The organism is Kitasatospora sp. NPDC059648, from assembly GCF_042734825.1.
Taxonomy (GTDB): Bacteria; Actinomycetota; Actinomycetes; order Streptomycetales; family Streptomycetaceae; genus Kitasatospora.
This window is the reverse complement of sequence record NZ_JBHWDU010000038.1, coordinates 32,775-57,616: the sequence shown is the minus strand read 5'-3', so window position 1 is coordinate 57,616 and position 24,842 is coordinate 32,775. Positions and strand designations below refer to the sequence as shown.

General features: G+C 70.5%; 22 protein-coding genes, 1 pseudogene and 1 riboswitch. Of the genes and pseudogenes, 8 read left to right on the top strand and 15 right to left on the bottom strand.

What is annotated here, in order from left to right; genetic code table 11:
• The first annotated feature begins 8 nt into the window (after nt 1–8).
• Nucleotides 9–1,199: a cytochrome P450 gene (locus ACFV1W_RS22605; RefSeq protein ID WP_380419014.1), complete on the top strand. Its 1,191-nt coding sequence runs from the start codon at nt 9–11 to the stop codon at nt 1,197–1,199.
• Nucleotides 1,200–1,364: 165 nt separating this feature from the next.
• Here the strand turns inward: ACFV1W_RS22605 and ACFV1W_RS22600 are convergent, their stop codons facing one another.
• On the bottom strand, nt 1,365–2,132 hold the full coding sequence (locus tag ACFV1W_RS22600; protein ID WP_380419013.1) for a hypothetical protein: 768 nt from the start codon (nt 2,130–2,132) through the stop codon (nt 1,365–1,367).
• Nucleotides 2,133–2,432: 300 nt separating this feature from the next.
• Complete coding sequence (locus ACFV1W_RS22595; RefSeq protein WP_380419012.1) at nt 2,433–3,020, bottom strand: transglutaminase family protein; 588 nt, start codon at nt 3,018–3,020, stop codon at nt 2,433–2,435.
• 134 nt (nt 3,021–3,154) lie between these two features.
• Here ACFV1W_RS22595 and ACFV1W_RS22590 point away from each other — a divergent pair, with 134 nt between their 5' ends.
• On the top strand, nt 3,155–3,571 hold the full coding sequence (locus tag ACFV1W_RS22590; RefSeq protein WP_380419011.1) for a DUF3052 family protein: 417 nt from the start codon (nt 3,155–3,157) through the stop codon (nt 3,569–3,571).
• A gap of 10 nt (nt 3,572–3,581) precedes the next feature.
• Nucleotides 3,582–4,046, top strand: coding sequence for a hypothetical protein (locus tag ACFV1W_RS22585; protein ID WP_380419010.1), 465 nt, complete (start codon nt 3,582–3,584; stop codon nt 4,044–4,046).
• 37 nt (nt 4,047–4,083) lie between these two features.
• Here the strand turns inward: ACFV1W_RS22585 and ACFV1W_RS22580 are convergent, their stop codons facing one another.
• Nucleotides 4,084–4,755, bottom strand: coding sequence for a DUF4232 domain-containing protein (locus tag ACFV1W_RS22580; protein ID WP_380419009.1), 672 nt, complete (start codon nt 4,753–4,755; stop codon nt 4,084–4,086).
• Between the two features lie 609 nt (nt 4,756–5,364).
• Here ACFV1W_RS22580 and ACFV1W_RS22575 point away from each other — a divergent pair.
• Entirely contained in the window at nt 5,365–5,499 is a 135-nt protein-coding gene (locus ACFV1W_RS22575; RefSeq protein ID WP_380419008.1) for a hypothetical protein, read from the top strand.
• Between the two features lie 221 nt (nt 5,500–5,720).
• Here ACFV1W_RS22575 and ACFV1W_RS22570 read toward each other — a convergent pair whose 3' ends face one another.
• From ACFV1W_RS22570 to ACFV1W_RS22560, 3 genes are all read right to left on the bottom strand, one after another.
• Nucleotides 5,721–6,626 (bottom strand): CAP domain-containing protein, encoded by a 906-nt coding sequence (locus ACFV1W_RS22570; RefSeq protein WP_380419007.1) that lies wholly within the window; start codon nt 6,624–6,626, stop codon nt 5,721–5,723.
• 2 nt (nt 6,627–6,628) lie between these two features.
• Nucleotides 6,629–6,797, bottom strand: a riboswitch (cyclic di-AMP (ydaO/yuaA leader).
• A gap of 589 nt (nt 6,798–7,386) precedes the next feature.
• On the bottom strand, nt 7,387–8,313 hold the full coding sequence (locus ACFV1W_RS22565; protein WP_380419006.1) for a hypothetical protein: 927 nt from the start codon (nt 8,311–8,313) through the stop codon (nt 7,387–7,389).
• A gap of 746 nt (nt 8,314–9,059) precedes the next feature.
• Nucleotides 9,060–9,314 (bottom strand): hypothetical protein, encoded by a 255-nt coding sequence (locus ACFV1W_RS22560; RefSeq protein WP_380419005.1) that lies wholly within the window; start codon nt 9,312–9,314, stop codon nt 9,060–9,062.
• A 429-nt stretch (nt 9,315–9,743) separates the two neighbouring features.
• Here ACFV1W_RS22560 and ACFV1W_RS22555 point away from each other — a divergent pair, with 429 nt between their 5' ends.
• The gene (locus ACFV1W_RS22555; RefSeq protein WP_380419004.1) at nt 9,744–10,049 is read left to right on the top strand and encodes a hypothetical protein; all 306 of its coding nucleotides are present in this window, start codon (nt 9,744–9,746) and stop codon (nt 10,047–10,049) included.
• On the opposite strand, the gene ACFV1W_RS22550 is transcribed toward ACFV1W_RS22555, so the two are convergent.
• The 5 genes from ACFV1W_RS22550 to ACFV1W_RS22530 form a co-directional block, all read right to left on the bottom strand.
• Nucleotides 10,018–10,866: a hypothetical protein gene (locus ACFV1W_RS22550; RefSeq protein ID WP_380419003.1), complete on the bottom strand. Its 849-nt coding sequence runs from the start codon at nt 10,864–10,866 to the stop codon at nt 10,018–10,020. The two genes, ACFV1W_RS22555 and ACFV1W_RS22550, sit on opposite strands and share 32 nt — an antisense overlap.
• 331 nt (nt 10,867–11,197) lie before the next feature.
• Nucleotides 11,198–12,031, bottom strand: a complete 834-nt coding sequence (locus ACFV1W_RS22545) for a carbohydrate ABC transporter permease (RefSeq protein WP_030555812.1) — start codon at nt 12,029–12,031, stop codon at nt 11,198–11,200.
• Nucleotides 12,028–12,999: a carbohydrate ABC transporter permease gene (locus ACFV1W_RS22540; protein ID WP_380419002.1), complete on the bottom strand. Its 972-nt coding sequence runs from the start codon at nt 12,997–12,999 to the stop codon at nt 12,028–12,030. The genes ACFV1W_RS22545 and ACFV1W_RS22540 overlap by 4 nt, the downstream gene beginning before the upstream one ends.
• A 66-nt stretch (nt 13,000–13,065) precedes the next feature.
• On the bottom strand, nt 13,066–14,394 hold the full coding sequence (locus ACFV1W_RS22535) for an extracellular solute-binding protein (protein ID WP_380419001.1): 1,329 nt from the start codon (nt 14,392–14,394) through the stop codon (nt 13,066–13,068).
• Entirely contained in the window at nt 14,391–15,419 is a 1,029-nt protein-coding gene (locus ACFV1W_RS22530; RefSeq protein WP_380419000.1) for a LacI family DNA-binding transcriptional regulator, read from the bottom strand. The genes ACFV1W_RS22535 and ACFV1W_RS22530 overlap by 4 nt, the downstream gene beginning before the upstream one ends.
• Nucleotides 15,420–15,587: 168 nt before the next feature.
• Here ACFV1W_RS22530 and ACFV1W_RS22525 point away from each other — a divergent pair, with 168 nt between their 5' ends.
• Both ACFV1W_RS22525 and ACFV1W_RS22520 read left to right on the top strand, forming a co-directional pair.
• Nucleotides 15,588–16,916 (top strand): mucin-1, encoded by a 1,329-nt coding sequence (locus ACFV1W_RS22525; RefSeq protein WP_380418999.1) that lies wholly within the window; start codon nt 15,588–15,590, stop codon nt 16,914–16,916.
• A 13-nt stretch (nt 16,917–16,929) separates the two neighbouring features.
• Nucleotides 16,930–17,454, top strand: a pseudogene (locus tag ACFV1W_RS22520) (DUF4241 domain-containing protein); the annotation flags it as partial.
• Between the two features lie 9 nt (nt 17,455–17,463).
• Here the strand turns inward: ACFV1W_RS22520 and ACFV1W_RS22515 are convergent.
• Nucleotides 17,464–17,643, bottom strand: coding sequence for a hypothetical protein (locus ACFV1W_RS22515; protein WP_380418998.1), 180 nt, complete (start codon nt 17,641–17,643; stop codon nt 17,464–17,466).
• 266 nt (nt 17,644–17,909) lie between these two features.
• Nucleotides 17,910–19,757, bottom strand: coding sequence for a peroxidase family protein (locus ACFV1W_RS22510; protein WP_380418997.1), 1,848 nt, complete (start codon nt 19,755–19,757; stop codon nt 17,910–17,912).
• Between the two features lie 627 nt (nt 19,758–20,384).
• Between ACFV1W_RS22510 and ACFV1W_RS22505 the strand changes: the two genes are divergently transcribed.
• Nucleotides 20,385–23,750, top strand: coding sequence for a patatin-like protein (locus ACFV1W_RS22505; RefSeq protein ID WP_380418996.1), 3,366 nt, complete (start codon nt 20,385–20,387; stop codon nt 23,748–23,750).
• 244 nt (nt 23,751–23,994) lie between these two features.
• Here the strand turns inward: ACFV1W_RS22505 and ACFV1W_RS22500 are convergent, their stop codons facing one another.
• Together ACFV1W_RS22500 and ACFV1W_RS22495 are read right to left on the bottom strand one after the other, a co-directional pair.
• On the bottom strand, nt 23,995–24,441 hold the full coding sequence (locus tag ACFV1W_RS22500; protein WP_380418995.1) for a heme-binding protein: 447 nt from the start codon (nt 24,439–24,441) through the stop codon (nt 23,995–23,997).
• Between the two features lie 58 nt (nt 24,442–24,499).
• Nucleotides 24,500–24,820, bottom strand: a complete 321-nt coding sequence (locus tag ACFV1W_RS22495) for an NIPSNAP family protein (RefSeq protein WP_380418994.1) — start codon at nt 24,818–24,820, stop codon at nt 24,500–24,502.
• Between the last annotated feature and the right edge of the window lie 22 nt (nt 24,821–24,842).

The following is a 24,842-nucleotide window of genomic DNA, read 5'->3' as shown; positions in this document are numbered from 1 at the left end:
GTACGGCGATGGGCACGACAACGGCGCAGCGGCACGAGAGCAGACTGCTGTGGGCCAGCCAGCCCGCCCTGTGGACGCTGACCAGGATCACCATGGCCCGGCCCTTCGGACCGCTGCGGCGGGTGCCCCGGCTGGGCTGGGTGGCGAGCGAACCGACCCTCATCCGGGCCGTGCTCAACGACCACCAGCACTTCACCCTGCTCGGCGAGGGCGGCGTGGGCCACCTGTGGGAGCAGGTCCTCGGGCCGTACGTCACCCGGCTCTTCGACGGCGCCGGCCACGCGGACCTGCGCCGGCGCGCCCGGGACCTGTTCACCGAGGACAACTCCGCCGCCCTGGTCGAACGCGCCGCCGGACCGGTCTACGCCGATGTCACCAAGCGCCTCTCCGCCGGGGAGCGGGTCGACGTGGCCGCGGCCGCCCGGCTCGTCGTCGGCCGTCTGATGGCCGACCTGCTCGGGCTCGGGCTCCCGCTGGACAGCCCCGACTCCACCTACCTGGAGACCTTCGCCGCCGGCGAGCGGCTGGCCGCGCTCGCACTCGACACGACCGCCTCGACCGAACTGCCGCCCGAGCGGATCGAAGCGGCCAAAAACATCGTCACGTCACTGACCAGCGGCATCCCGGCGGCGTACGCGGTCGCCGATCCCGACACTCTGCTCGGCCGCTGCCGCGAGGCCGGGATCACGCTGGAGGAGGCCAGCGGCCTCGCCTCCCTGCTGCTCGTCGCCGGCACCGAGACCGCCGCCAGCGCGATGGCCCGCACGGTCGCCCTGATCCACGACACCGGACAGCAGGAACCGCTGCTCGCCGACCCCGGGCTGACCGGCGACGCCGTCCGCGAGGGACTGCGGGTGACCACGCCCGCACCGGTGATCGGACGGCACGTCAGCGCGGACGTCACCCTGGCCGGGCGCCGGCTGCGCAAGGACGAGCGGATCCTCCTCGTCACCTACGCCGCCGACAATCTGGCCGGCGGCTTCGACCTGGCGCGCCCCTACGACCCGCGCTCGCGCCAGCTCTGGTTCGGCGCCGGCCGTCACCTGTGCCTCGGCGCCCCCGTCGCCCGGGCCGAGATCGCCCGCATGGTCGCGGCGGTCTGCGCACCGGGGCGCCCGTACCGGATCGTCTCGCGCAGCTACGCCCGGAAGGTGATGATCCCCTCCTACGCCTCACTCGTCATCGAACTCGACCGCTGAGCAGGCGATGTTCCCCGGCAGCCCCCAGGCCGCCAACACGTTCCCGGGCAGCGCTCCGGGGACGACGCGACCCGGGGCTGATTGAACTCGTCATGGGTCCGGGGCAGCGGCAGGGGCAGGGCCAGGGAGGGCCAGGGCCGGTGACGAGCCGGGTCCCGGGGGCCCTCACTGCAGGATGCCGACCGCCCTCGCCACCACGAGCACCACCGTGATCAGCGACACCGCCGACTGCGTCATCATCAGCAGCTTCGCCCAGACCGACAGCGGCATGGTGTCCGTCGGACTGAACGCGCAGGCGTTGGTGAATGCCACGTACAGGTAGTCCGGGTAGGACGGCTCCCAGCCCGGCTCCGCGATGCCCTCCTGCTGCATCTGCGGGAAGAGGAAGTCCGGGTACGACCTCACCCCCTGGGCACGGGCCGCCGGGCCGCCCCGGTCCCACTCCCAGTACCACAGCGAGAAGGCGATGATGTTGGTCGCCCAGACCGCGCCGCCGGTACCGAGCAGCGCCAGCGCACCCGGCGAGGCGGCCGTGTGGATCAGGTCGCGCACCAGCTTCACCGCCGACCAGCCGTTGGCCAGGCTGATCACCGCCACCAGGGCCAGGCTCAGCAAGCGCAGCAACCGCGACGTCTGGTCGATGCGCTTGTGCGGGTTGAGGACCACCAAGGCCACCAGCAGCGCCAGCTCCAGGGTGGGCAGCATCCAGTGCGGATGGATGGTCAGACGGGTCGGCAGGGCCAGCTGCAGGCCCACCGCGACCAGGATGGCCACCGAGACCGCCCAGCGCTGCTCACCGAGAGTGACCGAACGCCACGCCGGACGCTGCGGCTCCTCGGGCTCCGCCGGCTCCAGGAGCCGCTCGATCCGCTCCAGCCTGCGGTGCAGTGCCTCGGAGAGCTGCGCCGGGGCATGGGGTTCGGGCTCAGTCATGCCGCACAGTGTGACAGGAGTCCGGTTTCACGAGCGGGGTGGTGCCGGGTGCTCCGCAGGGCTGTCCTGCCACCTGCGGCCAAGGGCCGGGGCCGCAGGCCGGCCGCTCCGGCGGCACCGGCGGCACCGGCGGCACCGGCGGCACCGGCGGCACCGATCGGGTGGAATGGCGGAGCACGGATGGCTCGGGCTGGATCGAGTTCCCCTGTCGCCGGAGGAACCGGTCGTCCAGTGCGCGGGGCAGGTGCTCGCCGCCTGACCGGGGCCCGGCGCCCCGCCCCGGTCAGGCGGCCGCCCGTTTCAGCCGTCGGTGTTCGTCCCGGGGAGTTCGCTCGGCAGGTAGCCGTGGCCGGTCCGGCCGGGCACCGCCTGGACGAGCGCCTGGAGCACCGGGGCCGGCGGGGTGGCGAAGACGCCGGGGTAGTCGCGCTCGCCGAGTTCCGGGCGGACGGGCCAGGCGAGGCGTTCCGTCTGCAGGTCGTACTGTGCGTCCACGCCCTCCCGGTTGCCCCGGGCGTCCAGGCGGGACCAGCGGCCGTTCGGTTGCACGGCGTTGAGGGCGTGCAGGGCGGAGCCGCCCTCGCCGTCCGCCAGCCGCTGGTAGCAGAGGCCGGCCGGCACGCCCTGCGCCCTCAGCAGTGCGGCCAGCAGGTGGGACTTCCCGTGGCAGATCGCGTTGCGCGCGGCCAGCACCTCGGAGGCGCGGAACGCCCCGCTGTACGCGCCCGCGTCGGCGGAGTGCGCCACGTGGTCGCGCACGTGGTGGAACGCCGCTTCGGGTGTGGCCAACTCGGCGGCCAGACGCCACAGTTCGGTGTGCCGATGGTCGATCGTCTCGTCGGCCGCGAGGTAGGCGGCGAGGTCGTCGGTCTCCGGTTGAAGGATCACGGTGTCGCGCGCGCCGCTTGCCGCGGGCGGAATTCCACTCCCTGGACAGGGCACGCCGCCGTTGTCACAGGTGTGCGATTGGCTACTCGTGTGCGGGGCGGTCGGCGTCCCGGGACGGGAGGGGACGGCACACGATGGCGGTATCGAAGGAAGAGCTCGCCGAGCGCGCTCTGCGGCTCGGGTTCGAGCACGGCATGGTCGTGCGGGAGGTCGGCTACGACGACGACATCGACCAGGGCCTACACGACAGTGTCGACGTGATCGCCAGCCAGGACCTCCTCGACCTGGACTGGGACGGTCTGGCCGACGCCGTGATTTTCTGGTTCCGCGACGAGGACGACGATGACCTCGCCTCCATGCTCGGATACGCCCTCGACCTGTTGGGAGAGCGCGGCATGATCTGGCTGCTCACCCCCAAGGCCGGCCGGACCGGCCACGTCCAACCGGGCGTCATCGAGACCGCCGCCCGGGCCAGGGGTTTGTCCCGGAGCTGGACCACCGGCGTCGCGGAGCACTGGGACGGCTGCTGCCTCACCTCTGACGGGCGCTAGCATCCCGGCCGTGAAGCTTCGATTCGTTGACGTCGGCCTTCCACCGGTCGACCGGCTGGTGGGACACCGGCGCACCCAGGCGATCTACTACGCCTCCTCCTACGACCTGGACGACTACCCGACGTTCGAAGTCCTTGCCGAGGAGGGACTGGTCCTGCGGTGCTTCGAGGTCCGCGACGAGGACGGACACGTGCGGGCCGAGTGGTGGCAGTTCCACCGCGGGGACAGCGGCGTCCTCTTCCGGACCGGGACGCTGGAGGCGATCGGCGAGGCCCTCCAGCACGGATTCGTCTGCCGGGACCACGACTTGTGGGCGGCGCTGGCGGAGGCCGACGACGCGCCCGGCTTCATCGACTGGTCGATGACTCCCAAGGACGACCGGTTCCCGGGCTGGGACCGTCTCTGGCACCACACCGACCCGGCGCAGGCCGAGCGGCTCTACGACCTCAACGGCGGCGTTTTCAGCCGGGGCTGACGGGGCCCCGGCCGGGGGCCTGGTCGGGCGGTGTTCGTCAGGAGGGGCTGGTGGCCAGCAGTGCGGTGGTGGTCACCTTGTTGTCGCACTCGGCGAAGAGGCCGTCGTCCAGGGCCACTTGGTGGGCCCCCGCGCCCGGCAGGCCCAGCACGAGGGTGGGGTAGGCGACCGGCTTCGCCCCGGAGACGCAGTAGCCGTCGGCCTCGCCCTGGACCTGGACGAAGGTGAGCTTCACCCAGGCCTTGCCGCCCGGGGCCAGGTGGACCGGGGCGGCGGAGCCGCTGTGGGTCACCGCGAGCGGGGCGTTGTGCTCCGGGGAACCGTTGGCCGCCCCGGCCACCGTCGGGAAGCCCTGGAGCGTGCACGGGTGTGCGGAGGCGTTGGTGAACGCGACGATCGCCGCCCCGATCCCCGTGCCGTCGGGCCGCTGCTTGGCCTGGTGGGCGTCCGCCTTCAGGTCGCCGGCCGCGCAGGTCGGCGCCGCGGCGGTGGCGGTTCCGCCGGGCGAAGCGACTGCCGTGGCCGGTGCCGCGGAGGGCGTGCTGCCCTTGGTGGGAGCCTCGGGCGCGGCGGACGGCGCGGTCGGTGCGGCGGCGGGCTCGTCGTTCGCAGGCCCGCACGCCGTGACCACCAGGGCCGCTGCGGCGGCCGAGACCGCGGCGACCACGGCTCTGCGGGCCTTCGTTCCGTACTGCTTGCTGCCGTGCATGACGTCCTCCGAAGGATCGAGCGGTGCCGATCCGGCGCCGGTACCTGCCCGGTACACACCGCCGTCGCGGCGCCGGTTGCGCCGACGGCCTGCTGTGACAGGACGGTGACGGGATCGGGAAGTCCCAGCGATCATAGGCCCGGACGAGGCCGTGCGTGCGGCGCTGGGGCCAGCGACCACCCTGCGGCCCAGCGGCTACTCCCTTTGACCCCGGGGGTGCGGCGGTCGTCCGGTCGGGCGGGGCCGGTCAGGCCGGGGGCCACGGGGCGTGGGCGGCCACGTGGGTGCGCAGGTCGCGCAGGGCCTTGGCGGCGGCGATGCCGACCGCGCCCATGACCCGTCCGTCGCGGGTGCAGCCGGCGGCGAAGCGGTGCTCCTCCAGGGTGCGTCGGCGGGGTCGAAGCGGAACACCGGCCGCAGTGCCGAAACCCTCCCGCCCCGGCCCCGGTCGCCCACCCGGTTCGAAGAATCGCCGTCCCGCGAACCACTACGACGCGGGCCTGCTCCTGGCCACCGACGAGTCCTACCGCCGACCGGCTCACCACAAGAAAGGCACCAAACCCCGGCGAACCGCCGTAAACGGATAAATCGCAAGCTAAAGAGGAGGCGATGCCTGCCCGCAGGGCCGCGGTGGCGCTGATCACCGCGCACCGCCTGCTGGGCCGGGAGGCCAAGAGAGCACGACGCTCGGCGGGCAGCGCGTCGATCGCCGTCTTCGCCTCGACGGTGTACCGCACGCCGTGAGTCATGACCCGCACGACAGCCAGGACGGCGTCCGAACGGGGGACTCCTTCCGGCTGTGGCCGCCCGGGCGATCTGGGCCGGCCACCCGGTGGGCGCGCTCGACATCCGGTCCTGATCCTCCGGCCGCCTCCGTCCCACGGGCCGGGTGCCCGCGGGACGGAGGCGGCCGACCCGCCCGGACGGGGTCGGTCCGGCCGCGGCCTACGTCCTTGACGGACGGGTCAGTTGGAGAAGTCCTGGGTGAGCCAGACGGTTCCACTGGCATCCCGGTGGACGGCGATGCCGATGTGGGTGAATACGCTGCTGAGGATGTTCTTGCGGTGGCCGTCGTCCGGCGGCGTCTCGTTCAGCATGCCCTGGGTCAGGCTGACCGCCAGGGCGGCGATGTCCTGGGCCGAGGCGGAGACCCCGCTGCCGTAGCCTATGTTCTCCCCGGCGGCGTTCCACTGGACGCCCGCAGCCGTCTCCCGTGCCCCCAACTCGGCCTCGCCCGGGCACTGGTGGGACATGCCGCAGCCGCCGGCCATCGTCTGGTTGTGGGCCTCGGCACTGCTGGTCAGCCCCGACGTGATGGTGTAGGCGGGCAGACCCTGCGCGGCCCGCGCCCGGTTGATCAGATTGAGGACCTGCTGCACGGCGTCCGAGTTCGAACCGGTCTGCGCGGCCGGGGTGGCGGGTGGGGCCGCGGGGGCGGGGGCGTGCGTGACCGGGGCGGACGGGGACGACGGCGCGGACGTGTGGGACGCCGCCGGGGTCGGAGCAGAGGGCCACGCCGGATGGGAGCCCTGGGACTCGCCGCCGGGGCGCGCGGCCGCGGATTCCGGGGCGTGGGAGGCCGGGGCGGACGGCGACGGCGAGGCGTGCGAGGCGTCGGGCGAGGCAGGAGCGGAGGGTGGGCCGGCCTGGTGGCGGTGCTGACTATCGGAGTCGCTCTGGTGCCGGTGCTGATGGTGCTCCTGCCAGCCGGCGTGGCTCGCGTGCGTGTGGGAGCCGGGCGCGGCGGAGGCTCCGCTCGCGCTCAGCAGCGGCAGCATGAGGCCGGCGCCGGCGATCCCGGCGGTGGCGGCCAGACGCGGGGTGTGTCTCCGGCGCGCACGGCGATGCCGGCCGGTACCTGAAATCAGCATGGGGCGTCCCTCTGCGACGCCTGCGAGGTGAGCTGTCGGGTTCGGGCCGTGAGGTAGCCCGGCCGCACGTAGCGGCTTCACCCCTAGCCACACCCATCTCGTCCGTGAACGGGCCGAGCAGGGCGCGGCGAACTACCTGGTTCCCCCGCTCCTGCCCGGTGCACTGCTCGACGTCCGGCCGACCGGTGGACAGGACTCGGCGTCCCGGCGGCAGGGTCCGCAGGTGCGAACAGCCTGAACGCTAGGCAGACCGACCCGGAATACACAAGTTCGTATCATGCAGATCACATGGACATCCGACGAAGAACTGACGGAATGCCATATTGGCTGATATAACATCGTATAAGTGTCTTAATCGGACAATTCTCCTGACCGTCGATGCCGGTCGCGACGGCCGCCGTCCCGGGAAGGGCTGGGGCGCAGTCGGGCGAGGTCGCCCGCTGGGCCACGGTCTTACCCGGCTTCGCGTTGACACGGCCCGCATGGACGGCTGCGCGGCGTTCCTTAGGTCTCCGCCTCTTGCACGGCAACTCGGGCCCTGGTCCGTCCAGGTCGGTGGGCGAGCGCCCGGAGCCGGGTGGAGCGGCGCTTGAGCCGTCAGCGGCCAGGCCCTGGATGGGCGCGAAGCCGCCGGCAGATGCGGCACCCGGGGTCCGTCGGAGCGCGTTGGAGTATGCACAGGCAGCGGCGGCGGGACATTTCTCCGCCGCCGCAGCAGACTTCCGGACCTGTCTCAGCCGTAACGGCGACGGGGTGCAGATCAGGCCGTGCCTGTCGCGCAAGCGGTTTCGAGAGCGATGAGGCGGTGGGCGAGGGTGCGCGCCGGGCCGGTGAGGCCCTTGAGGATCTCCCGGGCGTAGGGGCTCCGAGGGTGGTGGGCGAGATCCTGGACGGCGCTCCAGAGTTCCGCGATGCCGGCCAGGCTGTGCTGGACGTGGCGGATGGCGTCGTGGCGCTGGGCGAGGTACTGCTCGGCCATCTGATGGGCGTGGCGCCAGTCGACATCGCCCGCTTCGGCGGTCCGGGCGAAGGCCGGCGTGGTGTCGCCGTCGGCGAGGCGGATGGCGTCGATCTCCTCGACGCGCCGGCGGAGGTGTTCCTCCTCCTGTCGGGAGTCGAGGGCCGCGGTGGCGTCGGTGACGGCGAGGTGGCCGGCGATGACCTGCTCGGCGAGGTCGGGGGCGTGCTGGCGCAGTCGTGCGTGCTGGGCGAGGAGGGCCTTGGCGTCAGCCTTGCGTCTGCGGACGGCGGTGTAGGCGGCATTGAGGGCGAGGGTGCCGGTGCGGACCTGTTCGGCGAGGTCGGGGGCGTGTTCGAGCACGGTGGTGGCGATGGACAGCCGGGTGACGTTGATGCCGCAGCGGGCGGTGTCGGACGGGAGTGAGCCCGGGGACAGTGAGCGTGCCATCGCGGCGATCATGGCGTGCTGGCTCGCGGTGGTGTTCGGGTGGTGGCGGTTGGCGGACACGATCAGGCAGACCGGATCGTCGCCCTGATAGGTGGTGAAGCGGGGTTCGACGTCGGCCAGTTCGCAGGCGGCGAGTCGTCCGCGGCCGTCCAGGAGGACGCCGTCGGCGTCCAGGACGACGGGCTCGGTCAAGCCGTTGCTCTCGATGTCCTGGGCGAGGTCGAGGAGTTCGTCGGGGCCGAGCATCGGGAACAGCGCGGTAACGGGGTGGACCTTCACAGTGGGATCTCCTTGATCGGGACGGGTACCGGGGCAGAAGACGCCACAAAGGGGCATATGGTTCAGCGGCTGCGCCGGTCGGCCTGATCAGGCGCGGCGGCGTCGGTGGCGTGCCGGCTGCCGTGCCGGACTTGCGGGTGATGCCGCGCCACTCACCACCGCCGAGACCAACCAGGACCCCTACCTCACCCTGCCCGACCACCCGGCGCTGGCGGCCCTCGAGGACGCCATGAGCCGGACCATGCAGTGTCCGGCACTGTGGATCCGCAACGGTGGCGGGACCCCCGCGGCCTTCCTCGCCGAGACCCTGGACACCCGCTGCTGTTCTACGGCACCGGCCCGCCCGAGGACCACTGGCACGACTCCAACGAGAAAAGCGCCGAGACGCTCGCCTACCTCCTCCGCCGGTCTCGCCGACCGACTGAAAACCTGATCTTGCGGCGCTGTCGGTCTGAAGGCGATGGCGTGGCGGAAGACGAGGGTGCGGGGGCGGGATTCGCAGCCGAACCTGCCGGTCTCACTGGGGAAATCCCGCGGCCGATCCGGCAGGTACGGGCGCCGGCTTCCGTCGGTTTCACGTGGGCGGGGTTCGGACCTTGCACGCCGTCGGAGCAGGGCGACAAGGCATGCTCGCATCAACCACAATCATCATCAACCAGTAAGAGAACCCCGACGGTCGGCGGTCGGTAGGCGGGCTGGGGATGGAGAGGGCTACTGCCCTCACCGCAGCGAAGCGCCCCTCGGTCTCAGACGGCGGCCGAGGCCTCGCCCAGGCCGGCCGGGGCAGCGGCGAGCAGGACGCCGACCAGCCGCCCAGACCGCACGGCACACGCGTACGCCGCCCAAGGCGCCTGCTCGGCGTAGATGTCGTCCCAGTCGAGCCTGCCGATGAGCAGCGCGACCGATCCTGTCTCGGCGGCCATGGCCAGCCACACCGACGACGCACAGTCCGTCAGGGCGGACGTAGACGGCCTGGCGGGCAGCCGCGGGGGCGCAGCCACCCACCGGCTCCATGCCACGCGCGAGGCGTTCCCGACCACGTCGACCAGGAACAGCGACCCACGCGACCCCGACGGCCAGGACGACGGCGGAGGGCTACCAGGATGACGGCCAGGGCGCAGCGGGGCGGGCGGGCAGCGAGATCCGGCTGAAGGCCTGCGGACGGAGCGGCAGTGGCTGGTGACTGCCGATGGGCGCGCTGTCAGCACAAGTCGTGCGCCGGGCATTGACCATCCCCAACGTGAATGAGCGCCCAGATCCCCACGACGACCCCCACAACGGACACCGCAAGGAGCATGATGACGATGAGCACGTCTTTACTGACTTCGGCTCGTCAGGGTGAGGTAGGGCTACCAGGGGTCAGCCCGGTGCCGGAGCTCCGCCCCGGCACGGGCCGCGGGGCTGTCGGCGAGAGCCGGTAGCCTGCGGGCATGTCCGTCAACATCGATCTTCACTTCACCGTATCCAAGATCGCCGACGCCCCGCAGGCCGAGGCGGTCTCCTCGTCCGTCGGTGACCTGCTGCGCGACGAGGGTTTCGAGGACCAGATCAGCTACGGCCCGGTCGTCGACAACGGTGTGCACTACGTCAGCGGCGAGGCCAGGTACCCGATCATCATCAGCGGATTCGGGCGCTGGCAGCCGTACTTCGAGACCTCCTTCGCCGCCGCCGTGGCCGAGGTCGCCCCGGACGCCGAGACCTTCATCACCTGGGGCTACCCGGACGAGGAGTACTGACCGCCGCTCCCAGAACTGCCGTCCGGTGCGAGCCAGCACCCGCCTCGCGCCGCCAGGGCGGCGTGGCCCTAGCAGGCCACCGGCAGCTCGTACACCCCGTACACGACCATGTCGGTGCGGTATCGGTGCAGTAGCGGATCGACTCGTACGGCACGGCGAGCCGCAGTCCGGGCAGCCGCCGGAACAGCGTCTCGTCCGCGGCGGCCTCGATCAGCTGGGCAGTAGTCAAGGAAACGACGGCTGCGAACACCCGCCCGGGATGGTGACAGTGCTGCACCGGACGGATTTCACCCGTGTGCGGCTCATTGGCTACCGCGAACAGATCGGACAAGGTCCAGCCCAGCGGACCGGCCAAGGCACAAAGCTGGTACCGCCGATGCGGACTCGGCTCCCGGCTCGACACCATCCCGAACAGCGTGCTGAGGGACAGTCCTGTGAACGGCAGTTCGCGGATGCCGAAGCCTCGATTGCGGATCAGCCCACTGAGTTCGGCGCCGAAACCGGTCTCGGCGGGGCGGTGATACGGCGAGGTCGGCTGCACGAAGGGTGCCGAAGCAGCGACGCGCGGAAGCGAGCGGACGAAGCCCTCCAGCAAGGCCAGCTGCGAGTGGTTGCAGTGGCTGACGCGGTAGGCGAACTGCCTCATGACTTTGGCGTCGCGTTCCGGGGGAAGGAGTTCCGCCGGCACCGGGTGGCCCGCGACGACAAGTAGGTCGGCAGCCGGTATGTCGAGCTCGTCGGCGAGTTCGGTAAGTCGCTCCGGGGCGGTGTCAGTTCCGCTCGCGGCGAGACTGCTGAGAATCTCGGCCCGTTCCATACGAGGAAGGTAGCGGGTGGGCCGCCAGCACACCGGGTCCGCCGATGACAGACCAGGGCCGGACTGCGACCGCCAGACAAGCGCTTGGACGCGTCCTCACACAGAACAGCTGGCCGAACGGGTCGGTCGAGATCCGTCCGAGGAAGCGGGTGGGGGTTCCCGGCCTGGCGAGGGCGACGGCGGTGTTCGAGGGGCCGCCGCCGGGCAGCACCCGCAGGGCAAGGCCGCCGTCGGGGGTGCTGTCGCCGGGGAAGGCGTCGGCCGCAGACTCCCCGAGGACGGTAATCGGTCGCGGGGCATCCTTCTGACCTCTCCTCTCATGCCGCGCTTCTCATTCCTTGACGGCCGAGCCGGCCACGCCCTGGACAAACCACCGCTGGAAGAAGGCGAACACGACGACCACCGGGAGCACGAGCAGCACGCCGAACGCCAGGATCTGCCCCCAGTCCGGCGGCTGCTGGCCCTGAAAGACACTGATCTCCAGGGGCAGGGGCCGTACGGAGGGATCGTCGACCATGAGCACCGGCCAAAGGAACGAGCCCCATTGAGTAAGGAAGGTGAGGATCGCGACCGAGGCGAAGGCCGGTTTGCTCATGGGGTAGATGATCCGGAACAGGATTCGCCATGGTCCGGCGCCGTCGATCCGGGCCGCTTCCTCGATGCTGACGGGGATGGCCTGGAAGAAGGTGTGGAACTGGTAGACCGAGAACGCGTTGGCGATGAACGGCGCGGCCTGGATCCACACGGTGTTCCGCTGCGTGTCGAAGAGGTAGAACAGCGGCACGGCCACCGACTCGAACGGTATCAGCATCAATAGCAGGACCAGGGTGAACAGCAGCTTCCGCCCGCCCCACTCCAGCCGGGACAGCGCGTAGGCGGCCATCGAGTTCACTACCAGGCCGCCGGCCACCACGGTGGCGGCGACGAGCAGCGACACGCCCATGAACCGCCAGAAGTGGCCGGTGCTGTCCGAGGACAGGCTGTGCAGGACAGCGGCGTAGTTGTGCAGGGACAGGTTGGTGGGCAGGAAGCCGGACAGGCCGGCGAGTACCTGGTCGGACGGCTTGAGACTGCCGATCACCAGATAGAGGACGGGCAGGGCGAAGACCAGGGCGAGCAGGCCGAGGACGGTATGGTCGGCGATCCGCCGGATGGTGCGGTTCATGCGTCGTCCCCTCGGGCGACTCGGCGCTGGACCAGAGTCAGCACCAGGACGATCAGGAAGAAGACCACCGTGATGGCCGAGGCGCGGCCGATGTTGTTCTGGTCGAAGGCCGTGGTGACCGCTTCGTACATGACGGTCCGGGTGGCGTTCTCGTTCAGCCCGCCGCCGCGGACCAGGATGTAGACCTGGTCGAACACCCGGAAGGACAGCACCGAGGTGAGCAGGGCGACGAAGATCAGGGTGGTGCGGATGCCGGGCAGTGTCACGTGCCGGAACTGCTGCCAGCGGGAGGCTCGGTCGAGTTGCGCGGCCTCGTACCGTTCGTCCGGGATGGCCTGCAATCCTGCCAGCAGGATGACCATCTGGAAGCCGACGCCCTGCCACACCGAGAGCACGACGACGGAGGCCATCGCGGTGAGCGGGGAGCCCAGCCAGTCGAAGGAGCCCCAGTGGCCGAAGCTCAGCTGGTGAAGCAGTGAGTTGAGGATGCCCTGGTCGCTGCGGGCAAGGATGAGCCGCCAGATCACCGCCACCAGGGCCATCGGGAAGACCACCGGCAGGAAGAACACCGCGCGGAACAGCCCGATGGCCCGGAGCTTGCGGTTGAGCAGCACCGCGAGGGCGAGCGCGAGGCCGGTCTGCAGCGGGACCACGGCCAGGGCGAAGGTGAGGTTGTTGAGCAGGGCGTGCAGGAACCGGCCAGACAGGTCGGGGTCGGTGAGGATCCGGCGGTACTGCTCCAGGCCGACGAAGGCCGGTGGCCGGTCGGAGCCGAGCCGGGCTTTGTGGAGGGAGAGCACGACGGCGTAGCCGAACGGGACGGCGACGAAGGCTATCAGTCCGGCGAGCGCGGGGGCGGTCATCAGCAGGGCGTGCACCCGGTCCCGGCTGCGGCGGCGCTGGGTGGTCGGCCGGGCGGCGGCTGGGGATTGCGCCGGGGTCGGCGAGGGGCTGACGGCGGTGGACATGGGCGGGGTCCTGTTCCCGGCGGGTGGCCGGCCGGCGAGCGCGGCCGGCCGGCCCCCCGGCCGCGGTCACTTGGTGAGCGAGTATCCGTCGTTGTCGGAGAAGTCCTGATCGATCGCCCGGGCGGCCTTGGCGAGCGAGGTCTGCGGGTCGGCGCCGCCGTAGATGTCGTTCAGCGCCTGGCTGAACTGGGCGGTGATGACCGGGTATCCGGCGGTGAGGGGCCGGGTGACGGCGACGCAGGACTTGGTGATGTCGGTGTCACCGCAGGGTTCGGCGAGCTCTTGGGCGAACAGGTGGAGCGGGCCGCCGGGCCGGTACAGCGGGCTGGCCGCCAGCGCGGTCTTGGTGGCGGGGACGGCGCCGTTGGCGGTGGTCATCGCGGTGACGTTGGTGTCGTCGAGCAGGTAGTCCAGAAACTTGCCGGCCGCCTTGGCGTGCTGGGAGCCGGAGCTGATGCCCCAGGCCCAGGAGCCCTGGCCGGTCTTGGCGCCATTGCCGAAGTCCGGGAGCGGCAGCACCGTCAGGTCGGAGGCGAGGGCCTTGCTGTAAGCGGGGTAGGCCCAGTGGCCGACCCAGCTGAGCGCGACGCGGCCGTTGACAAAGGCGTTTCCGTCGGTGTCGGCGTCCACGTACGGCTTCCAGGACTGGAAGGTCCGGAAGGCGTCCACCACGGCCGGGCTGTCGAGGGCGCCGGCCGCCTTGCCCTGCTTGACCAGGGCACCACCGGCGGACCAGACGATCGGGGACATGCCGTAGGTGCCCCACTCGGTGGCCAGGCCGTAGTCCTCCTTGAGGTCGAGGGCCTTGTGGCTGGGATTGGCGGCCGCGAGTTTCTGCACCGCGGCGGTGAAGTCGGCGGCGGTCCAGTCGTCGAGCACACTGGTGGGATACTTGACCCCGGCCGCGTCCAGCAGCTTCTTGTTGGCGTAGATGCCGAGGCCGGAGTCGTACATGCCGAGGCCGTAGAGCTTACCGTCCAGGGTGCCCTGGGCCTTGACGGCGGCGGTGGCGTTGGCGACGGTCGCGGGCAAAACGTAGTCGGAGATGGGGCTGAGCTTCTTGTTGTAGACGAAGCTCGACATCATCGGACCGTCGAACTCCACGATGTCCGGGAGGGCAGAGGCGCTGGTGGCGGTCAGCGTCTTGGTGTAGTCCTTCTCCGGGACGAACTTGAGCGTGGCCTTGATGGCGCTCTGTGAGCCGTTGAAGGAGTCGACCGCGTTCTGCAGCACGGTGTTCTCGCTGTCCTGGCCCTGGTGCGCCCAGATGGTGATGGTGCCGGTGCCGTCGCCGGCCGAGATGGCGGCCGTGCTGCCCGTGCCGCCGCAGGCGGTCAGGGCGACGGCTGGTAGGGCGAGTAGCAGGCCCAGACGGACGTGGCGTCGGTCGGTCATTCGATGTCTCCGTGAAGGGAACCGCGGTGGGGAGCCGTGGAGTTGCGGACGATCAGGTGGGTGGGCAGTTCGACGTGATCCGGGACGTCGGTGTCGCCCCGCAGGAGGCGGAGCAGGAGGCCGGCGGCCTGGGTGCCGTGCTCAGCGACGGGCTGGGCGACGGTAGTCAGCCCGGCTACGTCGGCGAGTTCGTGGTCGTCGAAGCCGATGATGGCGATGTCCTCCGGGACGCGCAGCCGGTGCGCCCGCAGGGCGCGCAGCGCGCCCATGGCCATCTCGTCGGATTCAGCGAACACGGCGGTCGGCGGCCGGACGGCGGTGAGGAGCCGGGTCATGGCGCGTTCGCCGCCCTCGACGGTGTACTCCCCGTCCGCCTCCAGGTCCGGGTCGTGCGGGATGCCTGCGTCGACGAGCACGTCGAGGTAACCGCGGCGGCGCAGGTCGGGGGTGGTCCAGTACAGCGGAGCGGAGGGCTGGGTGCCGATCCGACCGATTCGGCGGTGGCCGAGGTTGACGAGATGGCGGGTGGCGAGTTCGGCGCCGGCCCGGTCGTCGATTCCCACGGTGGTGAAGCCCGGCCGAGGGCCACCGACGGTGATCGCCAGCGGGATACCGAGGGACCGCAGGCGCTCGGCCTCGTCCTCGGTCGGGATGAGCAGCGAGAGAATCGCGTCCACCCGCTTGCGGACAGGCAGTTCGGCGAAGAACCGCTTGCGGCTGTCCACTGAGCCGAGGTTGTACAGCAGCAGGTCATACCCGGCGGCGCTGAACACCCGCTCGGCGGCGTCCACGACGGTGCCGAAGAACCACCGGCCGACGTACGGCGCCAGGACGCCGATGCTGCACGTACGGCCGCTGGCCAGGCTCGATGCGTTGCGCGAGGCCGTGTAGCCGAGGTCTGCGGCCACAGCAATGATCCTGACGCGCAGTTCGTCGGATACCCCGTCCCGTCCGCGCAGCGCACGGGAGACGGTAGAGGGGGAGACGCCAACCGCCTGCGCCACATCGATAATGCTGGCCGCCACGTTGCGGCTCCTCTCGGCTCTGTCGACCGGGTCACCGAACCGTAAGCCGCCCAACGCACTTGCGCAAGCGTTTGCGTTCCGTTGTACTAAGGCGACTTCGCCAGGGGCGGAAAGACGGAGCACGCCCTGACGCACACGTTTGTTCCGCCGGCACGACAGGAGCTGTCCTTGCGCTACGCACCTCCCGGCCTATGCCTCAACGACTTCGCGGTCCTCCCCGGGGACGATGGCTACACCGTCCTCCACCTGCAGGGGCCGTGGACAGACCCGTTCGACGCCATCAAGGCGGAGACCTCCTACGGCAGGGCCACCTCCCCCGACCTCGTGCACTGGCGGCCGCAGGGCGGCGCCTTCGGGGTGGGGCTGCCCGGCCGCTTCGACGAGCACGCGGTGTGGACCATGCACCCGGTCCCGCACGGGAACGGCACGGCCATGTTCTACACCGGCGTGACCACCCTGCCCTCCGGCGGCCCGTTGCAGTCGGTCGGCCTGGCGCGTTCGGACCGGGCGGACGGCACCGGCTGGCGGCGGCACGGCACCGAACCGGTGGTCCGTGCCGATCCGCGCTGGTACCGGACCGGCGAAGGCATGGCCTGGCGCGACCCGTTCGTGGTGCGCGACGACGACGGCACCGGCTGGGTCATGGTGGTCTGTGCCAGCGACGCCGCCCTGCCCTTCGAACGCGGCGGCTGCGTCGGACTGGCCACCTCCGACGACCTCGAACACTGGCAGGTGCACCCGCCCCTGCTGTCGCCCGGTGACGTCGACGAGTTGGAGTGCCCGGTCCTGGAACGGCTGGAAGACGGCTGGCTGCTGCTCGGCTCCATCGGAGCCACCCGACACATCGAAGCCTGGACCGCGCCGCACCTGGACGGCCCGTGGGTACGACGCGGTCCGCTCGGGCCGCCCTTGGCGTACGCGCCCCGGGTCGTCACCGCGCCGGACGGCGCCCGGGTCGTGCTGCACACTGTGCCTCGCCGGGTCGGGCTCCAGGACTCCGGCGCCGCCTGCCGGGGCATGCTCGCCCAGCCGAAAGCCCTGACCCGGGCGGACGATGGGGCGCCGCGGTTGACATGGTGGCCCGGACTGGACGGCTGGCTGGACGAGCCGGGTGAGCAGGCGGTGCTGCACGCGGTGGGCGACGTGGCCGTCGCCGGGCCGACCGAGGTCGTGCTGCGGACGGGCGTCGACGGCGCCCCGGCGCTGACCGTCCGCTGGGCGGACGGCCGGCTCGGGGTCCAGGGGTCTGGTGACGCGGTCCTCGCGTCCACCGAACTTCCCGACGAACCGAGGCGGTTGCGTATCCTGACGATCGGTGAGTACGTCGAACTCTACGCGGACGACGCCTTCGTGCTGGTCGCCCTGAGCTACACCGGCAGCAGCTGCCGGTGGACCGTCACCCGCGGCGGCGCGACGCACACGGTGCCCGTCAGGCCGGTCCGGCTGCCGGACGAGCACCGCGACGACGCCTCCGCGCTGTGGCCCGGCCCGCACTGACTGTGACCCCTCGTACCTGCCCACCGGCACGGAGGGTGACCCGCTGGTGATCGAAGTTCCGCCCGGTGTCTACCCGGTGCAGGAGACCGGCGCCGGCTACGAGGACGAAATGTTCGGCGACCGCTTCACCGCCCGCGACACATATGCCGTGCGTCTGCTGGTGAACCAGAAGCCGACTGCCCGCTGGACGATGGCAGTCCCACCAGGCAAGGACGTGAGGCTGCTGCGTGACGGCCAGTACTTCGGCTTCGGCGTCGACTCCGCCACGGGCTGCTTTGTCGACTCCACCGCTCGAACCGAACTGGGCCGCCGCTACATGCGGGCCCTCACCTCCGGCGGCGGCGAAGGCGTCCACGACACCGAAGACGGCTACAGCAAGGTGACCGACGACGCTACCGGGGCCGGGCTGGTCACCTTCGTGTTGGGCGGAGACGGCGTCTACCCGGTCTGGGTGGGACGCGACGACACGGGTGAGGTCACGGCGGTCGTAGTGGCGGACGGCTTCGGAGTCGGCTGTCTGGAACCGTTGACCCCGTGAGCCGGGGTATCAAGCTGCGAGTACGTGGCCCCGATCCGACCAGGCGGTCGCCTCGTCGTACATCGTGCCGGTCTTGAGACAGCCGTGCAGGATGCCGACGAGCCGGTTGGCGAGTTGGCGCAGGGCGGCATTGAATTCGATGCCGCGGGCCCGTTGCTTCTCGTAGTAGGCCCTCGCACCAGGAGACACCCGCAGCGCGGAATAGGCTTGGGCGATCAGGGCGTCGATGAGCCGGTCGTTACGGACGACCGGGCGGTCACTACTTTGGCTGACCCCCGCTCGCGCGGGGAGGACATGTCCTCGGTGTAGGTGACCTCGCCCCCGGTCGGCTGACCCCCGATCGCGTGGGGAGGACCCTTTCCGACCTGCAACGTTCTAGGGGTTTGCGATTTCTTGACCTTGGTGGTGATGCCGGCGGCGAGGCCCACGAACTGCTCCTCGAAGCGCGGAGGCGTTCAGACCCCGGTGCTCTGCCAGGGAGTGAACGCGTTGGTCACCGAGGACATCGCCGGACGCAGATCCGGGAAGTGGCGCAGCAGCACGGAGGCCATGGTGTTGTTCTCGACCCAGTCGAGACCGGTGCGGGTGTACACCTGGGGGCTGTAGTCCCTGGTGAGGAACCGGTCGCTGTTCAGACGGCGCGAGGCCATCAGGATGAAGATGCGGAAGGCGGTGTCGCTGAACGCGAAGCCCTTCGGGCGGCGTTCGGCGAACATGCCGACCATCAGGTCCACGCGCTCGATGTCGCCTTCGTAGATCCGGCGCAGCTCCCTGGCCCAGGCGGGGTCCGGTGTCAGCGACTCGAAGTCCTTGGCGGGTTTGAGGTGGAGCAGGCGCCGGAACTCGTTGTACCTGGGCACGCCGATCTCCCGGATGCGCAGGATGTCGACGGCGCCCAGGTCGACCCGCTTCCCGTCCGGTCGCTCGAACTCCTGGAGGAACTTCGGGTAGTTGTGCAGTGTCACCAGACCCGGATGGGCCGTGCCGAACGAGTAGAAGAGATCGGTCAGCGAGTGCTTCGCCAGGAGCTCGTAGGCGTGCGGCCCGGCCAGGTCCCGGAACGTCGCCTCCTGCAGCAGCGCGTCGTCGACGGCGGAGCGGAAGGTCCAGTCGTCGCGGATCAGCGGGTGCATCCGGTAGACCGCGGTGAACTCCTCGGTGAGCGCGTAGGGGACGCCGAAGTGGTCCGTCCTGCCGCCGACGATCCCGCTGATCACCTCGTTGCCGCTGAGCCGGCCCAGGAGCCGACGCAGCCGCTCGCCTTGGACGCCGTACCAGTTGGCCCGCAGCGCGGCGACGGTGGTCGGGTGGCTGATGACCGCCGGGGTCCACTCGACCGTGTGGATCTTGGCGATGAGGGCGGCGTTGATCAGCCGGGCTCGTTGGAAGAGCTGTTCGTCCGTCCACTGCGGATAGTCGTCGCGCAGCCGGTCGCAGATGGCGTTGTGCTCGAGGATGAACAGACGCTGCATCATCGCCAGGCCCAGCCAGAATCCCGGTGTGTTCGCCGGATCCTGTCCCTGGTCGTCGGGAATCGCCGCGCCGTTGAGGGGCTCCCGCAGCTTTCCGCCGTCATAGCTGCGCAGCCGTCCCTGCGCCTCCAGACTGTCTCCGTAGAGCTGGGAGGCGTCCCACCAATGGGTGTCCTGGTTGATGAAGGTGGGAGGGAGACCGTCGCCCGGCTGCCTGGTCGGGTCGGGGATGGTCCGCGGCACCACGATCGGGCGGACCGGCCATGGATCGTCCTCCAGCAGCTCGATGGTCCACGGATCCTCCATGGTGCCCTGCCCATGGCTGAACCAGTCCCGGATCATGAACTGGATCCAGGTGGCGACCAGCGAGTTGACCGTCGTGGCGGGCACGAACTCGTCGCGGGTGAGCAGCGCGCGGCTCACCTCGCGGGGGCTCGGCGAGAGGATCTGGGGCCTGGTCTCCGGAAAGGTCCGTCCGGGCGGCACATTGCGGCCGAAGCGCGAACCGGCCATCCCCATCCGCGGGTTCGCGAAGTCGTTGTAGGTGCCGTCGGCCGAGCGCTCGGTGGTGTCACTGGCCCGGCGTGGCTCGATCTGCGGCAGGTTCGTCGCCGGGAAGCCGGTGGTGTCGAAGAGGTTCTTGCGGCGCAGCAGGTTCCGCAGGCCGTACAAGGTCGCCAGGCCGAGCGGCATGGGCAGGCGGTCCCAGCCGATCTTGTGGTCGACGAGAAGCGCCAGCTGCTCGTACGCCCGCAGGAAGAACGCGGGCTCGGGCCGGTCGGTGGCGCCGGTCGTCTGCGGTTTTCCTTGGGGGGTGGGCTGCTTGGCCATCCTGGCCTCCTCGTTTCGATGGAGCCGCCGGTGCCGGCGGTCCGCGGTCGCCTGGCCGTGGAAGGCCGGGGGATGGGGTTGAGGCCCGTGTCCTCGCCGCCGGCCTCGAAACAGCGACACGCGGCACCGGGCTTCGGCCGGGCCGGCCGCCTGCGGCCCTCCGCGCTCTCCTGATCCGACGACAGCGGAGTTGCAACTTCTCTGCGCAGCTGGCGAGTTGCGTGCAGTCGAGGTGGGGGCCTGCGGCCTCCGTCGCGGTGCGTTCATCGTGACGGCTCCCGCGCGGGGAAGGTCAGTGCGACGTTGACGGACGAGGTTGCCGCGGCTATCGCCGCCGACCGGGGCGGCAGGTCGCCGTTCCTCCCTGCCCGGATTTTCCGAATGCGCTCACGCCTTTTCCGAAGGTGCTCACGCCGCGCTCACCGCTGCGCTCCCAGCGGCATCGAACAAGCCGAGTTCATCATCGTCCGGGGCATGGCGCTACCGGGGAGAGCCGAATGCGTGACATGCGTGACACCGTGCGGGGCTGTGCGCTCAGGCTGCGGCGAACCTGTTGATTCGCCAACGATCTTGTTGACATTTTGCGGACCTTGCCGACCGTGGATCAGACTGCTTACGCCAGGTCCGGTGCGCAGGGCGCGGGAAGCCGATGGAGACGTTGCGGTGGATACAGTGGATGAATGTCCAAATTCCGGGAATTCCGCGGAAGGAGATGCCTTCGACCAGGAAATCCGCCTCGCCGTCGTGCTGAACGGCGGTGTGAGCCTTGCCGTCTGGATGAGTGGTGTGACGCTGGAGCTGCACCACCTGGCGATGGCGCGCCGCTGGCAGCAGTCGGTCTACGAGCCGTTGCTCGGATTGGTGCAGGCCGATGCGCGAGTGGACGTCATCGCCGGGACGTCGGCGGGCGGGATCAATGGCGCTTTCCTGGCCCTCGGTCTCGCACGCAATCGGGACCTCCGTGGCCTGCGGGACCTGTGGCGCGATCACGGCAGCCTGGAGAGGCTGCTGCGCAGTCCACTCGACAAGGACCCGCCGTCCCTCCTCCAGGGGGAGGGTTACTTCCTCCCGAAACTCGAGCAGGCCCTTGGCAGGATCCTCGACGCCAAGCCCCCCACGCCCGCCGATCAGGGAGCCGCGGACAGTGACGGCCACCCGGTCGAACTCATTCTCACCGGCACCCTGTGGGAGGGCCGGACGACGTCGTTCACCGACGACCTGGGGGTGGGGATCACCGAAGTGGACCACGACGCGACCTTCAGGTTCGCCAAGCCCGTCGCCGGCAGACCCGCCCTCGGAGACCTGGCCGTCGACGGTGTCGACGGTGTCGTGGAGAAGCTGGCGAGCGCGGCCCGGTGCACCTCCTCGTTCCCCGGGGCGTTCGAGCCGCACTGGGTCGATGTGGACGCATCGACCACGGCCGGGGACGGACCGTGGCCGTCATCCGCCGGCGGTGCCAACTTCCGCCAGTCGCAGTACGTCCTCGACGGCGGTGTGCTGCTCAACAAGCCCATCCGCCCGGCGTTGGAGGCGGTGTACCGGCAGCCCGCGGAAATCCAGGTCCGTCGCGTGCTCGCCTACGTCGTGCCCGACCCGGGCGAGACGACGACCCTGCCGGGCAAGGAGAACCGCCCGCAGGCCCGGGATGCCGTGCTCGGCGTGTTCACCCGGCTGCGGTCGACCGACTCGGTGTCGCGTGAACTCGCCGAAATCCGTGACAACAACGAGGCGGTGCGCCTTCGACGGCGGGTCAGGGACCGTCTCGGGGCAGCCATGGCGGGCGCCACCGGGGACCTGTCGAAGCGGGCCTGGAGCGGATACATCGAGGTGCGCATCGACCTTGCCGCCCGGATCATCGCAGGACTCATCGCCGCGGGGCAGCCGGCGCAGTGGGACAGGTGGAGCCGGAGCGAGCTGGCCGACGTGCTGCGGAGGCTGCTGTGGCGGAGCCGCGGCCAGGCCGCCTCGTTCATCCCCGCCGGCCCCTTGGACCGGGCCCTGAACCGGACGGGCAGCGAGTGGGACTGGGGCGTGACCACCGTCGAGCGGCTGGCGGACATTGCCGTCGACGTGCTGAGGCGGGCGGTGCTGCTGGCGCCGATGAACACCGATCAACGCCGGGCGGTCATCGCTGCCCGTCACAGGCTGACCTTCGCACTGGAGGACATCCGCCGGGAGCGGCGCAGGCTCGACGACTACTGGGCCGGCGCGCCCGCGTCGAAGATGCCGAGCCGCAAGGCGAAGCCCGGATCGGGGACGGCGACGAACATGGACGAGCTGGAGAAATGGCTCGACGAGACCCTCGAGGGATGGATGCGCCACGAAGACCGCCAGTGGCAGTACGAACGGGCTCGTGCGATGGCGGGGGCACTGTGCGCCTGCGCTTCGGACATCGCTGCGGTAGCCCGGATTCAGTGGCCGGCCGAATCCGATCGCCAGGCGAGCGAACGGCTCAGAGCCCTCCACGACTACCTGTTCGGCCCGGCGAGGCGGCCGGCAGGAGCGGCGCGGGTGCCGTGGCGCGGGCTTCCGTCCGAGCACGAGGTGCTGCGGCGGATGCTCCGGCTCGACGTCGTACAGCTCTCCTTCTCCGGCGCCAGCCAGGCCGTCGAGCAGGAGGTGGAGCTGGTCCAGTTCTCGGCCAAGGATCCGCATCTGCTGACGGGCAGGCAACTTCACCACTTCGGTGCGTTCTACCGTCCGTCCTGGAGGGTCAACGACTGGCTGCGCGGGCGGATGGACGGTGCGGAGCACATCGTGCGGATGCTGCTCTCGTCCGACCAGCTCAGGCAGTGCGCCGTGGTCACGGCGGACAGCGGGGCCACCTCGCCCGAACGCGTGGCCGAACTGCTCGACGCCGTCCGCGAGTGCGCCCTGTACACCAGGTCGGACGGCGACGATCGCAGTTGGCTGGAGGCCAAGTGGGAGGAACGTGAGGCGCAGTGCAGGACATTCCTGGAAAGCATCGTCACCGTCGTCCACCTGAACACACCGAGGTGGAGGCGCTGGACGCGGGACTCGAACCGGACCGGACAGCCTGAGGCCGCGGTCGACCCGGCCGGGCTGCAGGCGTGCATCGAGGTGATCACCCAGGCGGCTCAGACCGACATCCTCAGGGAGGACCTCGATGCGCTGGCCGTCTCGATCAACGGTGAGCCGAGCAGGGACCGTACCCGCGGCGAAAGCGGCTGGCTGAATCTCTACAACACGCGGAAGAAGGACGCTGTCGGGGGCGTTCTCCCGACCCAGGCCCTGTGGGACCTGTGGGAGGAGACCTATCAGATCGGTGAGGAGCTGATCGCCGGGGACGCGGGCAGCGACACCTTCGCCCGCACGGTCTCCCAGGCAGCATCGGTCGCCGTCAACACCGCGACCGCACCGGAGCCCAACTCGGCGTTCGACCTTCACAGGATCAAGCTGCTCGGCACGGTCCTCGCGGCCTTCCGCGGCTACACCCTCACCGTCTGGGGGATGGTCACCTTCCTCACCCGCCGGAGCCGGTTCGGTACCAACACGGTGGAACTCGCCATCGCCGCCGGCGGGGTGCTCATCGCCTGCGCCCTCTTCGTGCCCGGCCTGCCCGCCGTGTTCACGCTCGCCGGAGCCCTCCTGCTACTGGCCGGGGCCTCCGCATCGGCCCTGCTGGTCAGGTCCGCGCCGCCACCACCGTCGAGGCCCGATGGGAAGCCCTCGGCGAGCACCGGGAAGCCCTCGAAAGATCCCGCGTCACAGTCGCCGGCCAAGGGAGCCCGCAGGGTGGGACGGCGTCTCGCGGGCGTCGTCGTGCTCCTCGCCGCCGTCCTCGCCTACCTGATCTGGGAATGGGTGGCGCACCACTCGCACGAGTCCGCGCTGAGCGTGCTGATCAGGATCGGCGTGGGAGTGTTCATCGTCCTGGTTGGCTGGTGGGTGGCCGGAGCCCAGCGCCGCCCATCGGAACCGGACTCGGAGACCGGAACAGCCCCGACCGGACGCCGCGATCGACAGCGGTGAACGGTCGGACGAGTACAGTGCGACACCCCCACGTCCCGAGTCCCGCCCCCCAGGGCCCCGGGATGTAACCCCGCTCGTCGGTCTGCTCAACGTCCTTGTCGGCCATGGTCTGTTCTCCTGGACGGGTGGTGGCAGTCGCGCGGGGAGACGCGGGCCCACCCTCATTGCCCAGGTGGCCGCCTCCGGCTGACCGGCACGGTCACCGGAGGCGGCCTCATCCCCGGCTACGGTCTCCGATGAGCAGTCAGCACGTAGGCAGCTCGAACCCGAGGGCGATCAGCGCCTCCTCGGCGGCCTGCTGGTCCTGCTCGTAGCTGCCGCCGGAGATTCCAAGGCCCCCGACACACCTGCCCCTATCGATGATCGGGTAGCCACCGCCGACCGCCATCAGACGCGGGTGGCCGGCCAGCGGCGCGACACGCGGATCGGCCACGTAGTCGTTCCAGACATGGGTCGGGGTGTGGAAGGAGGCCGCGGTCCAGGCCTTGTCGAGCGCGACCTCGGCCGTGAGAAAAGGCGCGCCGTCGGCGCGGTCGAAGGCCATCAGATGCCCGCCCTGGTCGGTGACGGCGACGGCCGCCGTGAAGCCGATCCGCGCGGCGGCGGTGTGCACCGCCGCGATGAGTGCGCCGGCGGCTGCCTGGGTGATCGAGGCGGTGGGGCCCGACTTCTGAAGCACGTCAGTGGTCATGAACAGTCTCCTGTGTCGCTGTACCGGGCGAGTGACGGGTGCGGGGGCCGCAGCCGGGTCACCGCAGCGGCGAGGCGGGCGTGGGGGTGACGCGGGTGACGACGGACTTCTCGGGGATCAGCAGGCCGTAGACCACCGGGCCGATCTCGTTCTTCCAGCGGTCGTGCTGGTAGACCGCCTCGTACAGCGCCTCGCTCTGGGCCTCGTCCTCGAACCGGCGGATCCACACGTAGCCGTCCTCGTCCTGGGCGTCGACGAAGGAGGCGGTCACGTCCATGCCCAGCGAGGCCTGGAACGGGATGACCACGTCCTCCATGTAGCGCACCCACTCCTCGCGACGTCCGGGCTGGGCCTGGTAGCGGCGAATCTCGTAGTACATGCTGCTGCTCCGAACTCCACGT